This is a genomic window from Sulfitobacter albidus, from assembly GCF_018200035.1.
GTDB lineage: Bacteria > Pseudomonadota > Alphaproteobacteria > Rhodobacterales > Rhodobacteraceae > Sulfitobacter > Sulfitobacter albidus.
Genome location: NZ_CP073581.1, coordinates 1,164,737 through 1,178,776 on the forward strand (window position 1 = coordinate 1,164,737; position 14,040 = coordinate 1,178,776).

A 14,040-nucleotide genomic window follows, 5' to 3' on the forward strand; every position below is an offset into this window, starting at 1 on the left:
AAAAACAATCGTCTGGGAGGACATTGATGACCGAAGTTTCGATGACCGTGAACGGAAAGGCCGTCAAAGGCAGCGCCGAGGGGCGCACGCTGTTGGTGCAATTCCTGCGCGAAGAGCTGGGGCTGACCGGCACCCACGTGGGCTGCGATACCAGCCAATGCGGCGCCTGCGTGGTGCATGTGAACGGGCAGGCGGTCAAATCCTGCTCGATGCTGGCCGTGGAGGCCGAGGGCGCCGAGGTGGCGACGATCGAGGGGCAGGCGGCGCCAGACGGCACGCTCAACACCATTCAGGCCGCCTTTCAGGAGCATCACGGGCTTCAGTGCGGATTCTGCACGCCGGGCATGGTGATGTCGGCGGCGGCCCTGCTCAAGGAAAACCCCAAGCCTTCGGAGGCCGAGGTACGCCACTACCTCGACGGCAATATCTGCCGCTGCACCGGATATCACAACATCGTAAAGGCGATCATGGCCGCATCCGGTCAGGACGTCGGCGCCATCGCGGCGGAATAACACGCGGAATATCAAATAGAAAACGGGTGCGCCCTTGACGCGCATCCCCCCCAAGGGAGGAATTCAAATGCCAAAGGATAGTGGTATCGGCGCCAGCTCGAAGCGGCGCGAGGACGTCCGGTTTCTGACCGGCGACGGCAATTATACGGATGATATCAATATAGCGGGTCAGGCGCATGTGTTCTTTCTGCGCTCGGACATCGCGCACGGAACGATCACCTCCATCGACACCTCGGCCGCCGACGGCATGCCCGGTGTGGTCAAGGTGTTTACGGCCGCCGATTTCGAAGGGGTCGGATCGATTCCCTGCGGCTGGCAGGTGACCGACAAGCACGGTGAGCCGATGCAGGAGCCCAAGCACCCCGTGCTGGCCGAGGGCAAGGTGCGCCACGTGGGCGAACCCATCGCCGCCGTCGTCGCCGAAACACTGGAACAGGCGCGCGACGCCGCCGAAGCGATTGTCGTCGACATCGACGAGCTGCCGGCGGTCGTGAACATGAAGGAAGCCGTCAAGGACGGCGCGCCAAAGGTGCACGACGATCTGACGTCGAACCTGTGCTATGACTGGGGGTTCGTCGAGGAAAACAAGGGCGCCGTCGACGAGGCGTTCGAGAAGGCCGCGCATGTCACCACGCTTGAGCTGACCAACAACCGTCTGGTCGCCAACCCGATGGAGCCGCGCGTGGCGGTGGGCGACTATGCCCGCGGCACGGGCGATCACACGCTCTATACCACCTCGCAGAACCCGCATGTGATCCGCCTGTTGATGGGCGCCTTCGTGCTGGGCATCCCCGAGCACAAGCTGCGCGTTGTCGCCCCCGACGTGGGCGGCGGTTTCGGCACCAAGATCTTCCACTATCAGGAAGAAGCGTTCGTCACCTTCGCGGCCAAGGCGTGCAACCGCGCGATCAAATGGACGTCGAGCCGATCCGAGGCGTTCATGTCGGACGCCCACGGGCGCGACCACGTCACCAAGATCGAACTGGCACTGGACGCGGAGAATAACTTTACCGCGATCCGCACCGATACCTACGCCAACATGGGCGCGTATCTGTCCACGTTTGCGCCATCGGTGCCCACATGGCTGCACGGCACGCTGATGGCCGGGAACTACAAGACGCCGCTGATCTACGTGAACGTAAAGGCAGTGTTCACTAACACGGTACCGGTTGATGCCTACCGCGGTGCGGGGCGCCCCGAGGCGACCTATCAGCTGGAGCGTCTGGTCGATAAGGCCGCGCATGAGCTCAAGGTCGATCCCATCGCCCTGCGGCGCCAGAACTTCATCACCGAATTCCCCTATGCCACGCCCGTGGCGGTCGAATACGACACCGGGGATTATCACGCGACGATGGACAAGCTCGAAGAGATGGTGGACCGCGCCGGTTTCGACGCCCGCCGCAAGGAGAGCGAAGCCAATGGCAAGCTGCGCGGGTTTGGCGTGAACTGCTACATCGAGGCCTGCGGCATCGCGCCGTCGAACCTCGTGGGGCAGCTCGGCGCGCGTGCGGGTCTCTATGAAAGCTGCACGGTACGGGTGAACGCCACCGGTGGTCTGGTCGTGATGACCGGCAGCCACTCGCACGGGCAGGGGCACGAGACTTCGTTTGCTCAAGTCGTGGCCGAGATGATCGGCATCGACGAGAATATGGTCGAGATCGTGCACGGCGACACCTCCAAGGTGCCGATGGGCATGGGCACCTACGGCTCGCGCTCGCTGGCCGTCGGCGGCTCTGCCATGGTGCGCGCCACGGAAAAGATCATTGCCAAGGCGCGCAAGATCGCGTCGCACCTGCTGGAAGCCTCGGAAGGGGATGTGGAGCTCAAGGACGGGGCGTTCACCGTCGCGGGCACGGATAAATCCGTGGCCTGGGGTGACGTGACGCTCGCGGCCTACGTGCCGCACAACTACCCGCTCGAGGATATCGAGCCGGGCCTGGAGGAAACCGCGTTCTACGACCCGGCAAACTTTACCTACCCCTCGGGCGCCTATGCCTGCGAGGTGGAGCTGGATCCCGAAACCGGCCATGTCACCATCGAACGCTTTGCGGCGGCCGATGATTTCGGCAATATCGTCAACCCGATGATCGTCACCGGGCAGGTGCACGGTGGTCTGGCGCAGGGGATCGGGCAGGCGCTGCTTGAGAACTGTGCCTATGACGAAAACGGGCAACTGCTGAGCGCGTCCTACATGGATTACGCCATGCCGCGCGCCAGCGATCTGCCGATGTTCGATGTGGATCATTCCTGCCAGACGCCCTGCACGCACAACCCGCTGGGGGTGAAGGGCTGCGGGGAGGCGGGCGCCATCGGCTCGCCGCCGGCGGTGGTCAATGCCGTGCTCGACGCGATGCGGTCGGGCGGCAAGGATGTGGGCCACATCGACATGCCCGTCTCGCCCGCCCGTGTCTGGGACGCGATGAACGGCTGATCTCACCCGCGACCGGTGTCCACGGGGCATCGGTCGCGCAGAGGTATTTATGAAAGGGTGCAGGGAAAGACCGGCGCACCCCGAAAGGAAGGCAAGATGTATAATTTTGACGTAGAACGGCCCACCACGATTGCGGATGCGGTCAAGGCATTGGGCACCGACGAGGCGCAGCCGCTGAGCGGCGGGCAGACGCTGATCCCCACGCTCAAGGCGCGGCTGGCGGCGCCGTCGGTGTTGGTGTCGCTGCACGGCATCGACGAGATGAAGGGCGTGTGCAAGGACGACGAAGGCCGCCTGTGCATCGGGGGGGCGACCACCCATGCGGTTGTCGCGGCGGAGGCTGCGGCGGACTATCCGGGGCTTGCGGGCCTTGCGGCGCGGATCGGGGATCCGGCGGTGCGCAACCGCGGCACCATCGGTGGCTCGGTTGCCAACAACGATCCATCGGCCTGCTATCCCGCGGCAGTGCTGGCATCGGGGGCGACGGTGTGCACCAACGCGCGTGAGATCGCGGCGGACGACTATTTTCAGGGGATGTTCGCGACCGCGCTGGAAGAGGGGGAGATCGTGACGGAAGTGAAATTCCCGATCCCCGAAAAGGCGCATTACGAAAAGCACATCCAGCCCGCGTCACGTTTTCCTTTGGTGGCGGTTTTCGTTGCGAAGTTCGCCGATGGCGTGCGCGTGGCGGTAACCGGTGCCTCCGAGAACGGCGTGTTCCGCTGGACCGAAGCCGAAACCGCGCTGGACGGATCGTTTACCGCTGACGCGGTTGCGGGGCTGTCGGCCTCCGCAGACGGGATGATCTCGGATCTGCACGGGAGTGCGGCCTACCGGGCGCATCTGGTCGGCGTGATGACAAAGCGGGCGGTTGCTGCGCTGGCCTGATCCGGCACGCATCTTCTGCCAGACACGTTAGCCGCGGGGGGAGACCCCCGCGGTTATCCGTTTTCAGGGGGGTGTTATTGCATAACGCGGAACTGCGGGGACAGTTTGACGTTGGTGATTGAGGCGTCTTCCTGGCGCCTGCGTGTTGAGACGAAAGGAATGCACATGTCGCGGATCGGTAAATCGTCGGTTGTACTTGGATTGGTCATGGCGCTCTCGGCGCCGACAGCGGGATTTGCGCAGTCGGGTGCAGAGGCGCTCGCGCAGCGCGTCGAGCAGCAGCAGGAACGCGTGCGGGAGTTGCAACAGCAGCTTCAGCGGGCTGACCGGGTCGTTACGGTCAATCAGGCGGAGGTGCGCCGCCAGCTGGACGCGGCGCAGCGGCAGCTTGACGAGAGCCGGGCGGCGTTGAAGCAGGCCCGCTCCGCCCAAAAGGACAAGCAGAACGCGCAGGGCCAGCGTCAGAAACAGGCGGATCAGGAGCGCGAACAGCGCAAGGCCGAACGGCGTGCGCAGCGTGAGGCGGAGCGCCGGGCCGAACGCGAGGCGGAGCGTCAGGCCGAACGGCAGGCGCAGCGCGAGGCGGAGCGTCGTGCAGAACAGCAAGCGCAGCGCGAAGCAGAGCGTCGTGCACAGCGCGAAGCGGAGTTGGAGGCGGAGCTGGAAGCCGAGCGCCGCGCGCAGCGGCAGGCCGAACGCCAAGCGCAGCGTCAGGCAGAGCGCGAAGCCGAGCGCCGCGCCGCCGAGCGGCAGGCCCAGCGGCAAGCCGAGCGCCAGGCGCTGTTGGAGGAGGAGCGCCGGGAGCAGCGGCGCGCCGAGCGCCGGGCAGAGCGGCAGGCGGAACGACGTGCGGCCGCCGCCGCAGCTGACGGCGATCGTCCCGTTGGCCGGATCGAGCGGGAGCAGTTGACTGACGACAATACCCGGGCGTCGAACGAGGAGTTCGACACCGATGTGCGTGGCAATGAGTCCGACGGCGGGCTCAGCAAATTTGAAAAAGCGCTGATCCTTGGCCTTGGCGCCGTTGCCGTGGGCAAGATCCTGGACAACGGTGATGAGGTGGTCAGCCGCTCCGGCGACCGGGTCGTTGTTGAACGGGACGGCGATCTGCGCGTGCTCAAGGACGATGATGCGCTGCTGCGTCGGCCTGGCAATGATCTTCAGACAGAGACCTTTGACGACGGATCGACCCGGACGACGGTGACCAAGCCCGATGGCAATCGCATCGTCACCATTCGTGGCGCGGATGGTGCCGTTTTGCGACGCACGCGGGTGACGCCATCTGGCGAGCAGATCGAGCTTTTTGACGACACGCAGCGCGCGAGCGTGCCGACGATCACCACGCAGTCACTCGATCAGGGCGCGGTTGCGGGCGAACGCGATCTGCGCGCGGCGCTTGAGGCGGAGCGGGCGCTTGCACGTGGGGAGGGCTTTAGCTTGCGGCAGGTGCGCGATATCGAGGAGGTCCGCAGCCTTGTGCCGCAGATCGAGCTGGATCAGGTGACATTCGCCACCGGCTCCGCCGCGATCGAGCCAGAGCAGGCACGCAGCCTCGCGCGTATCGGGAACACCTTGCGCGATTTGATTGAAGACGATCCGCGCACCGTGCTGTTGATCGAGGGGCACACCGATGCGGTGGGTGATGCGTCCTACAATCTTGCCTTGTCGGACCGCCGCGCCGAAACGGTCGCGCTGGCCCTGACGGAGTATTTCGATGTGCCGCCGGAAAACATGATCGTGCAGGGCTACGGCGAAAGCCAGCTCAAGGTGCGCACGGCACTGAGCGAGCCTGCGAACCGCCGCGCGGTCGTGCGCGATATCTCGACCCTGCTGCGTTGACGAAAAAACCCCGGTGGAGTGATCCACCGGGGGCAATTCTTGCGCATGAGGATTTAGCGATCAGGCTTTGTTTGGCAGCGGCCCGATCAGCATGACCATCTGACGACCTTCCATCTTGGGAAAGTTTTCGACCTTGCCGTGTTCCTTCGTATCCTCGGCCACACGTTCGAGCAATTCGCGACCCAGGTTCTGGTGCGCCATCTCGCGCCCCCGGAACCGCAGGGTGACTTTGACCTTGTCGCCGTTATCAAGAAACTTGAAGACATTGCGCATTTTCACATCGTAGTCATTGGTATCCGTGTTGGGACGGAACTTGACCTCTTTGATCTCGATGATCTTCTGCTTTTTGCGGGCTTCGGCCTCCCGCTTTTGCGTCTCGTATTTGAATTTGCCGAAATCCATGATCTTGCACACGGGCGGGTTGGCGTTGGGAGAAATCTCAACCAGATCAAGCCCGGCTTCCTCGGCCATGTCCATGGCGCGGGAGGGGCTGACAACGCCGACGTTTTCGCCATCCGCGCCGATCAGGCGGATTTCGGGGGCGCGGATATTCTCGTTCACGCGCGGGCCGGTGTCACGTTGCGGCGGCGCGTTATGGGGTCTGCGAGCGATGATGGTCGTCCTTTTTCTGTGTCCGTTATCGAGTTTGCAAGGTAGACTTCCGGGGCGCCGCCTTCAAGGCAAAAGACCGGTTTCAGGCTGGATCATGGGCGTTTTCCCCCTTGCGTCCGGGCGCGGGGATGCGCATGTGCTCATCAGCGGTCCGATTGCCGGGGGTTACGGCGTCGGATGTTACTAGAGGGGTACAGAAAATGAAGAATATCGTTTGGATCGTGGTTGCTGCCATCATCGCTGTCGGGGGGTATATGCTGTACTCCGGGCGCAGCGTTCAGGACATTGCGACGGATGTCTCCGACGCGGCCGGAACGGCTGCCGAGGCCACAACAGAAGCCGCCGGTGCCGCGGCGGATGCCGCCGGGGACGCCGTTGACGCCGCCGCCGAGGCGGCAAGCGACGCCGCCGATGCGACCGCCGACGCCACCGCTGATGCCGTGGATGCCGCGACCGAGACGGCGGGCGATGCGGTCGAGGCGACCACGGACGCGGCCGAAGCTGCGGCGGACGCGGTAAGCGATCTGGCCAGCGATGCCGCGGACGCGGCGGGCGACGCCGTTGATGGCGCCGTCAATGTCGCCGAGGACGCGGTCGACGCCACGCAGGAAGCGGCAAGCGATGCGGCAGATGCCGCGCAGGACGCCGTTGATTCCGCAACTGGTGCGGCCGATGAGGCGACTGAAGAAGCCGCGACTGCAGCCGAAGAAGCAACGACCGAGGCTGCAACGGCAACTGAAGAGACGGCAACCGAAGCTGCAACGGCGACCGAAGAAGCCGCGACTGGGGCTGCAACGGCGACCGAAGAAGCCGCGACTGACGCTGCAACGGCGACCGAAGAAGCCGCGACTGAGGCTGCAACGGCGACCGAAGAAGCCGCGACTGAGGCTGCAACGGCGACCGAAGAAGCCGCGACTGAGGCTGCAACGGCGACTGAAGAGGCTGCGACTGAGGCTGCAACAGCGACCGAAGAGGCTGCGACTGACGCTGCAGCGGCGACTGAAGAAGCCGCGACCGAGGCTCCAACGGCGACCGAAGAAGCTGCGACGGAAGCCACTGAGGACGCCGCGACCGCGACCGAGGAGGCCACGGCTGAGGCAACCGAAGAAGCCGTCAGCGAAGCCGCTGATGCCGCAACTGCCGGCACCGAAGAGGCCACCGGCCTTGCAGATCTGCTGACGGTTGACGGGTTCGACTTTGACCGGGTCAGCACCCTGATCGAAGAGTCCGACCTCGGTGCCCTGCAAAAGACCACGCTGACACAGGGTCTGCGGGCGGCACAGGACAATCCCGACCTGCTGCGGGCCGCGCTTGAGCGCGCACGTGAGGCGTTGGGTCTGGCCGAATAACGCCGCGACAAGCAAGTTGGAAAGGCCGCGGTATCCGAATGGGTTCGCGGCCTTTTTCTTTTGACCCGATAAAATGTGCACCCGGTTCTGGCATTGCCCGTGATGCGCGTTCGGCGAGGGTCGGTCGAGCTCAGAGGTTGCTTTGCGCGCCCAGTCCACGGCGCAGCACCCACACCAGCAACAGCACACTCAGGATCAGCCAGATCCCGCCCCAGAGTGCCGCGCTGCCGCCGATCTCCTCGGCAAGCATATAGGCATCCGAGCGCGCCGTGCGCCGGGCAATCGTGTCGTCAAAGATGTCGTAGGGGACATAGAGCACGGAGCTGAGCCCGATCACCCGCAGCACCAGATCGCTTACCCGGTGCCCGGCGAAACGCGCGATGGCCAGCAGCGCCGCCCCGGTGCCCAGACAGAACGCCGCCGCAAAAAGGTCGCGCACAAAAAGCGCCGTGACCGCGATCATGCCAGCCCCGAACAGCCCCAGGATCAGCCGGTCCGCCGTGCTGCGCAGCGCCGCGATCAGCAGCGCAATCCCCAACACCAGCGACCCCAGATAGCCCGCCGTGAGGATCACGAAGCGGTTGCCGCCCAGGCTGATGACGTGACCCCCCTGCGCGGGCGACAACGACAGCTCCAGCACGCGGCCCCCTGTGGCCCATGTGGCCAGCGCGTGGCTGAGCTCATGCAGGTAGACCACCAGCATCTTGAGCGGCCAGACCACGGGCGTCTGCCACAGGGCAAACACCACGCCGAGGATCACGAACAATTGCCAATGGCCGCGCAGGTAGGTCATCGCGCGATCAAGCACCGGGCAGGGCGCGGTGTCAAAACGAAAAAGGGACCGCGCCGCGCGCAGGCCCCTGGGATCGGATGCGTTGGCGGTCAGCCCACGAACGCTTTTTCGATCACGAAATGCTTGGGATCCGAATTCGCCCCTTCCTCAAGGCCAAACCCCTCGAGGATCGCGAGGATGTCCTTGTTGAATGCCAGACTGCCGCAGACCATGGCGCGGTCGGTCTCGACGTTGATGCCGTCGATGCCGAGATCGCGGAACACGGTGCCGTCCTCCAGCAGGGTCGTGATGCGGCCCATTTTTGGGCTCTGCTCACGCGTGGTGGTGGGGTAATAGCGGATCTTGGCGAGGTTTTCGACGCCGATCAGCTCTTGCATCATCTCGTCGGCCTGCAGATCCGCGATCAGCTTGGCGCCGTATTCCAGCTCGGCCACGTCGCGCACGGTGTGGGTGACGATGACCTCCTCGAATTTCTCGTAGGTCTCGGGCTCGCGCAGCAGGCTGGCAAAGGGGGCAAATCCCGTGCCGGTCGCGAAAAACCACACCCGTTTGCCCGGCAGCAGCGCGTCATGCACCAGTGTCCCCACGGGTTTGGGGCGCAGGATGATCTCATCACCGGGCTGAATATGCTGCAGCTTGGACGTCAGTGGCCCGTCCTCGACCTTGATCGAGTAGAACTCCAGCTCTTCGTCCCAGGCGGGCGACGCGATGGAATAGGCGCGCAGCAGCGGCTTTTGCTTGCCCGTCTCGGGGTGCGGATCGCCCATCAGCCCGATCATCACGAATTCGCCCGAGCGAAAGCGCAATGATGCAGGGCGCGTCACGCGGAACGAAAACAAGCGGTCCGTCCAGTGGGTGACGGAGGTCACGGTCTGCGCATCGGGCAGGGTTGGCACGGGCTTGGCGGTATCTGTGGTCACTGGTTTTTGCTCGGTCATGTCTCATCGGCGGGCGGCGCCCGCAGTCCTTGTCTATTGAAGGGCACGGGCGCGCGCAATGCGGCGCCTGTGCGCTCTAATTTCGTTAGTGTACTAATGAATATCGATCGCGGTCAACCCCGCAGGCGCGCCTGATAGTCATGCGCACGCCAATCGGCGCGGAACTGCCATTGATCCTCTGGCTGGCGGGCGGCGAGGGCGGCGTCGATTTCCACCTCGTCAAAACCTGATCGCCGCGCCATCGCGTATTGATCGGCGAGCACGTGGCCCCGCGCGCGCAGCCGGCCGGTATAGCCGCGCAGGCGCAACGCGCGCGCAATGGTGAACCCGCGCCCGTCGGCGGAGGAGGGGAAATCCACCCGGATCATCCTCAGCGCGGGCGTCAGCGTCACATCCTCGGGCTGCGCATCGGACGCCAGATCCAGCGCCGCGCAATCATTCGCCGCGCCTGCACCACAGTATCCATCCGTCCAGTCATCGGGGCCAAAGCCCGCGTCGGTCACGATCACACTCATGTCTTTGCTCCTGTTCGCACCATTTTGCCGTTTACAAAATGGATGCCGCATTCGTCCTTGTCCTGCCCGCGCCAGCGCCCGGCACGGGGATCTTCGCCCGCCGCGACCGGCGAGGTGCAGGGCGCGCATCCGATGGACGGATATCCCTGCGCCACCAGCGGGTGCCGGGGCAGATTGTTTTCCTCGATATAGGTCGCCACGTCGTCGCGGGTCCAATGGGCCAGCGGATTGACCTTGATCCGGCCCGTGGCCTCTTCGACTTCGAAGGCGGGCAGATCGGCGCGGGTGGCCGATTGATAGCGTTTGCGCCCGGTGATCCAGCCGTCAAAGCCGCGTAACGCCTCCTCCAGCACCCGCGTTTTGCGCAGAGTGCAGCAGGCGTCGGTGTCGCGCTGGTGCAGCGTATCGTCGGGATCGGCCTGCGCGGTGTCCGCACGCACGACCTTAACCCGGCGCAATCCCAGCTTTTTCGCCACCTCGCGCTGATAGGCCAGCGTTTCGGGAAACAGCAGCATCGTGTCGATAAAGATCACCTGCACGTCCGGCTTTACCCGAGAGGCCAGATGCAACAACGCCACCGATTCCGCGCCAAAGCTGCTGACCAGCGCGAGGTTCGGCACCGCCGCCAGCGCCCGGCGCAGCACGTCCGTCGCCGCGTGATGCTTCAGCTCGGTGTTGAGCGTGGCAACCTGCGTGTTGAGCGCATCATCAAGCGGCATCGGCTTTTGCCTCGGGGTAGAGCGCGGATTTGAACGGGGCGAGGCCGAGACGGCGGTAAGTGGCCAGAAACGTCTCTGACGGATCCTGCCGCAGATCGAGGTAGGCCATGACCAGACGCTCAATCGCCGGGATGATCTCATCGGCGGAGAAACCGGGGCCTGCGCGCTCACCAATCGCCGCGTCCTCGGTGCCGTCGCCGCCCAGCGTGATCTGGTAGCTTTCCACGCCAGCACGGTCGAGCCCAAGGATGCCGATGTGGCCCACGTGGTGGTGCCCGCAAGCGTTGATGCAGCCCGAGATCTTGATCTTGAGCGGGCCGACGTCGTGTTCGATCTTGAGCGCGTCGAACCGCGTCGCGATTTCCTGCGCGATCGGGATCGAGCGGGCGGTGGCCAGCGCGCAGTAATCCATGCCGGGGCAGGCGATGATGTCAGAGATCAGACCTATGTTGGCCGTGCCCAGACCGGCGTCTTTCAGCGCGGCGTGCACGGCGGGCAGATCGGCGCGGTGCACATGGGGCAGGATCACGTTCTGCTCGTGGCTGATGCGCAGCTCATCGTGGGCGTAGCGGCGGGCGAGGTCGGCCATCACGCGCATTTGATCGGCGGTGGCATCACCGGGTGTGGCGCCATGGGCCTTGAGCGAAATACTCACGATGGCGTAGCCCGGCGCGCGGTGCGCGTCGACGTTGGTATCGGCCCAGGCGCGGAACACCGGATCGTTGGTATAGGCGGCCTCAAACGGGGCGATGGATTTCTCGACAAAGGCGGGTGCTGCAAAATCCGCCTCGATGCGCGCCAGCATCTGCTGATCGACGCCGGTGAACTGCGCGCGGATCAGCGCGTAGCGCGCGTCGACACGGGCGCGGATATCCTCGATCCCGTTCTCGTGCACGGTGATCTTGATGCGCGCCTTGTATTTATTGTCGCGTCGTCCCAGCAGGTTGTAGACGCTGACGATGGCCTCCAGCGTGGGCAGCAGATCTTCGGAGCGCACGAAGTCATAGAGCACCTTGCCGATCATCGGCGTGCGGCCCAGACCGCCCCCCACGATGACCTCGAACCCCAGCGCGCCGTCCCGCTCAACGATGCGCAGGCCGATGTCATGCGCCTTGATCACTGCACGGTCGTGGGGCGCGCCGGAGACGGCAACCTTGAACTTGCGCGGCAGGAACTGGAATTCGGGATGGTCGGTGGACCACTGGCGGATCAGCTCTGCCACGGGGCGCGGATCGGCGACCTCATCGGCGGCGGCCCCGGCAAAATGGTCTGCCGTCACGTTGCGGATCGTGTTCCCAGAGGTCTGGATCGCATGCATGTTCACCTCGGCCAGCGCATCGAGCATGTCGGGCACATCGCGCAGCTCGGGCCAGTTGTACTGGATGTTCTGGCGCGTGGTGAAATGGCCATATCCCTTGTCCCACCGCTCCGCGATCATGGCGAGCTGGTCCATCTGGCGCCCGTTGAGCGTGCCGTAGGGGATCGCCACCCGCAGCATGTAGGCGTGCAGTTGCAGATAAAGCCCGTTCATCAGGCGCAGGGGCTTGAATTCATCTTCGGTCAGGCTGCCGTCGATGCGGCGCTCGACCTGCGCGCGGAACTGCGCGTTGCGCTCGGCCAGAAAGGCGTCGTCGAATTCGGTGTAGCTGTACATCAGGCTGTCTCCTGCTTGCCGTGGGCGTAGTTCGACGGGCCCTTGGCCCGGAACGCTTCGCGGAAATGAGTGGGGGTGGGGCCGTCGGGATCGACCTCGGCCAGATAGACGCCGACGACGGTGTCGGCCTGCGCCTGCGCTTCGATCAGGCGAATGTCGGCGTCGGCCTCATCGGTGAGCACCTCGGCCTGCGCCAGATCACGCACCCAGCCGGACGCGCCCATATAGACCACGTCGCCTTCGAGAAGCGCATTTGCGGTGACAACGGAAGGTTTGAAAGCTTTGGGCATCAGGCGAACTCCTGCGCAGGGATGGTGGGGGCAAGGGCCACGGCGGCGCGCGGGGCGAGGCCGAGGAAGGTGAGGGCGGGGCCGCCCAGTTGCGCGGCCTCCAGCGTGGCGGGCAGCGCGTCGAGCGTCGTCTCGATCACGCGCTGATCGGCGCGCGAGGCGTTCTCGATCAGCGTCACCGGGGTCTGGCGGTCACAGCCGTGCATCAGCAGACGGCCCTGAATAAACCGGGCGGAGCGTTTGCCCATGTAGATCGCCGCAACCTCACCGGGGCGCGCGAGCGCCTTCCAGTCGTGATCGGCAAACCCCTTGGTGTCATGACCCGTCAAGAAGCGCACGGAGGCGTTGCGGCCCCGGCGCGTGAGGCTCTGCCCGATGGCGGCCACGGCGGCGGAGGCGGAGGTGATGCCCGGCACGATGTGCCAGCCGATGCCTGCCTCCTCAACCGCCTCGATTTCCTCGTCCAGACGGCCAAAGACGGTGGCATCGCCGGATTTCAGGCGCACGACCTGCGCACCCGATTGGCCATGCTCGACCAGCAGCGCGTTGATGCGTTCCTGCGGGGTGGAGGGGCCAAAGCCTTCCTTGCCCACGTCGATCATCACGGCCTCGCGGCGGGCGAGTTCCAATATCTCAGGCGTGATGAGACGGTCGTAGATCACCACATCGGCCTCATCCAGCGCGCGCCGCGCCTTGAGCGTCAGCAGTTCCGGATCGCCCGGCCCACCGCCGACAAAGGCGACGTGCCCGGCCCGCGCCTCGCGGTTCAGGTGGTCGGCCAGCAATGTGTCGAGCGCGGGGCGCACGGCGGCTTCGCCCTCGGTCGCGGCCTTGGGGCCTGCGTTGAAATAGTAGTCACGCCAGAAATCGCGGCGCGCGCGGCCAAAGGGCAGCGCGTAGGAGGCGCGGCGGAAGGTCTTGCCGATGCGCGCGAGCATGCCCAGCGATTGCGGCAGACGCTCTTCGAGGTCGGCCTTGATCGCGCGGGCCAGAACGGGGGCGGCACCCTCGGTCCCGATGGCGATGGTGACGGGGTCGCGGTCCACGATGGCGGGTGTGATGAACTGGCTGTCGCCCAGGTTGTCGACGATATTGATCAGGGCGCCACAGGCGCGCGCCAACTCTGCTGTGCGCGCATCCTCTGCCTCGTCCTCATTGGCGCCGTAGAAGAGGCGCGCGCAGACAGCATCGCCGTGATCCATCGCACGAGGGATCAGCGTCAGCTTGCCCTCCGCGGCCCAGCCCGCGATTTCGGGCGCGGCATCGGCGGCAAAAACGGTGATCCGCGCGGAGGTCTTCATCAGCAGCCGCAGCTTGGCCAGTGCGGCGTCCCCACCGCCGGAGACGATGATGCGGGCGCTGTTGGTGGCGACAAAGATCGGGAAATGGTCCATGGCGGCGTCCTTGTGACTTGTTGGGTTCAATATAGGACATTGTTCCGATTTGACGCCATATCCCGGCGCGGATAAGGATGATTGTTCTACCGCTCCGCAATTTCGG

Annotated in this window: 13 protein-coding genes; 5 read left to right on the forward strand and 8 right to left on the reverse strand. The window is 64.9% G+C overall.

The genetic code is table 11. The features are described from left to right. Positions 1-26 precede the first annotated feature (26 nt). The 4 genes from KDD17_RS05495 (at position 27) to KDD17_RS05510 (ending at position 5,670) form a co-directional block, all read left to right on the forward strand. On the forward strand, positions 27-512 hold the full coding sequence (locus KDD17_RS05495; protein WP_212705646.1) for a (2Fe-2S)-binding protein: 486 nt from the start codon (positions 27-29) through the stop codon (positions 510-512). Positions 513-579: 67 nt separating this feature from the next. Continuing rightward, the gene (locus KDD17_RS05500) at positions 580-2,943 is read left to right on the forward strand and encodes a xanthine dehydrogenase family protein molybdopterin-binding subunit (protein ID WP_212705647.1); all 2,364 of its coding nucleotides are present in this window, start codon (positions 580-582) and stop codon (positions 2,941-2,943) included. Positions 2,944-3,039: 96 nt separating this feature from the next. Then, the gene (locus KDD17_RS05505; protein WP_212705648.1) at positions 3,040-3,831 is read left to right on the forward strand and encodes an FAD binding domain-containing protein; all 792 of its coding nucleotides are present in this window, start codon (positions 3,040-3,042) and stop codon (positions 3,829-3,831) included. Between the two features lie 165 nt (positions 3,832-3,996). After that, complete coding sequence (locus KDD17_RS05510; RefSeq protein ID WP_212705649.1) at positions 3,997-5,670, forward strand: OmpA family protein; 1,674 nt, start codon at positions 3,997-3,999, stop codon at positions 5,668-5,670. Positions 5,671-5,730: 60 nt separating this feature from the next. On the opposite strand, the gene infC is transcribed toward KDD17_RS05510, so the two are convergent. After that, entirely contained in the window at positions 5,731-6,231 is a 501-nt protein-coding gene (gene infC, locus KDD17_RS05515; RefSeq protein ID WP_254796898.1) for a translation initiation factor IF-3, read from the reverse strand. Between the two features lie 251 nt (positions 6,232-6,482). Between infC and KDD17_RS05520 the strand changes: the two genes are divergently transcribed. After that, positions 6,483-7,631, forward strand: a complete 1,149-nt coding sequence (locus KDD17_RS05520) for a hypothetical protein (protein WP_212705650.1) — start codon at positions 6,483-6,485, stop codon at positions 7,629-7,631. Between the two features lie 130 nt (positions 7,632-7,761). Here the strand turns inward: KDD17_RS05520 and KDD17_RS05525 are convergent, their stop codons facing one another. From KDD17_RS05525 to cysG, 7 genes are all read right to left on the reverse strand, one after another. Next, on the reverse strand, positions 7,762-8,424 hold the full coding sequence (locus tag KDD17_RS05525) for a M50 family metallopeptidase (protein ID WP_212705651.1): 663 nt from the start codon (positions 8,422-8,424) through the stop codon (positions 7,762-7,764). 89 nt (positions 8,425-8,513) lie between these two features. Next, complete coding sequence (locus tag KDD17_RS05530; protein WP_212705652.1) at positions 8,514-9,362, reverse strand: ferredoxin--NADP reductase; 849 nt, start codon at positions 9,360-9,362, stop codon at positions 8,514-8,516. 113 nt (positions 9,363-9,475) lie between these two features. Beyond that, a complete protein-coding gene (locus tag KDD17_RS05535) occupies positions 9,476-9,877 on the reverse strand; it encodes a DUF934 domain-containing protein (RefSeq protein WP_212705653.1) in 402 nt (133 codons plus the stop codon). Beyond that, positions 9,874-10,596: a phosphoadenylyl-sulfate reductase gene (locus KDD17_RS05540; protein WP_212705654.1), complete on the reverse strand. Its 723-nt coding sequence runs from the start codon at positions 10,594-10,596 to the stop codon at positions 9,874-9,876. The genes KDD17_RS05535 and KDD17_RS05540 overlap by 4 nt, the downstream gene beginning before the upstream one ends. Further along, a complete protein-coding gene (locus KDD17_RS05545; protein WP_212705655.1) occupies positions 10,586-12,250 on the reverse strand; it encodes a nitrite/sulfite reductase in 1,665 nt (554 codons plus the stop codon). Before KDD17_RS05545 ends, KDD17_RS05540 begins: the two co-directional genes overlap by 11 nt. After that, positions 12,250-12,540: a DUF2849 domain-containing protein gene (locus KDD17_RS05550; RefSeq protein WP_212705656.1), complete on the reverse strand. Its 291-nt coding sequence runs from the start codon at positions 12,538-12,540 to the stop codon at positions 12,250-12,252. Before KDD17_RS05550 ends, KDD17_RS05545 begins: the two co-directional genes overlap by 1 nt. After that, on the reverse strand, positions 12,540-13,934 hold the full coding sequence (gene cysG, locus KDD17_RS05555; RefSeq protein ID WP_212705657.1) for a siroheme synthase CysG: 1,395 nt from the start codon (positions 13,932-13,934) through the stop codon (positions 12,540-12,542). Before cysG ends, KDD17_RS05550 begins: the two co-directional genes overlap by 1 nt. Positions 13,935-14,040 lie beyond the last annotated feature (106 nt).

What these genes read in the sequence shown, in the direction of transcription:
- cysG (WP_212705657.1), bottom strand. Translation starts at nt 13,934, where the DNA reads ATGGACCATTTCCCGATCTTTGTCGCCACCAACAGCGCCCGCATCATC.
- KDD17_RS05520 (WP_212705650.1), top strand. Translation starts at nt 6,483, where the DNA reads ATGAAGAATATCGTTTGGATCGTGGTTGCTGCCATCATCGCTGTCGGG.
- KDD17_RS05505 (WP_212705648.1), top strand. Translation starts at nt 3,040, where the DNA reads ATGTATAATTTTGACGTAGAACGGCCCACCACGATTGCGGATGCGGTC.
- KDD17_RS05500 (WP_212705647.1), top strand. Translation starts at nt 580, where the DNA reads ATGCCAAAGGATAGTGGTATCGGCGCCAGCTCGAAGCGGCGCGAGGAC.
- KDD17_RS05495 (WP_212705646.1), top strand. Translation starts at nt 27, where the DNA reads ATGACCGAAGTTTCGATGACCGTGAACGGAAAGGCCGTCAAAGGCAGC.
- KDD17_RS05525 (WP_212705651.1), bottom strand. Translation starts at nt 8,424, where the DNA reads ATGACCTACCTGCGCGGCCATTGGCAATTGTTCGTGATCCTCGGCGTG.
- KDD17_RS05545 (WP_212705655.1), bottom strand. Translation starts at nt 12,250, where the DNA reads ATGTACAGCTACACCGAATTCGACGACGCCTTTCTGGCCGAGCGCAAC.
- KDD17_RS05535 (WP_212705653.1), bottom strand. Translation starts at nt 9,877, where the DNA reads ATGAGTGTGATCGTGACCGACGCGGGCTTTGGCCCCGATGACTGGACG.
- KDD17_RS05550 (WP_212705656.1), bottom strand. Translation starts at nt 12,540, where the DNA reads ATGCCCAAAGCTTTCAAACCTTCCGTTGTCACCGCAAATGCGCTTCTC.
- KDD17_RS05530 (WP_212705652.1), bottom strand. Translation starts at nt 9,362, where the DNA reads ATGACCGAGCAAAAACCAGTGACCACAGATACCGCCAAGCCCGTGCCA.
- KDD17_RS05540 (WP_212705654.1), bottom strand. Translation starts at nt 10,596, where the DNA reads ATGCCGCTTGATGATGCGCTCAACACGCAGGTTGCCACGCTCAACACC.
- KDD17_RS05510 (WP_212705649.1), top strand. Translation starts at nt 3,997, where the DNA reads ATGTCGCGGATCGGTAAATCGTCGGTTGTACTTGGATTGGTCATGGCG.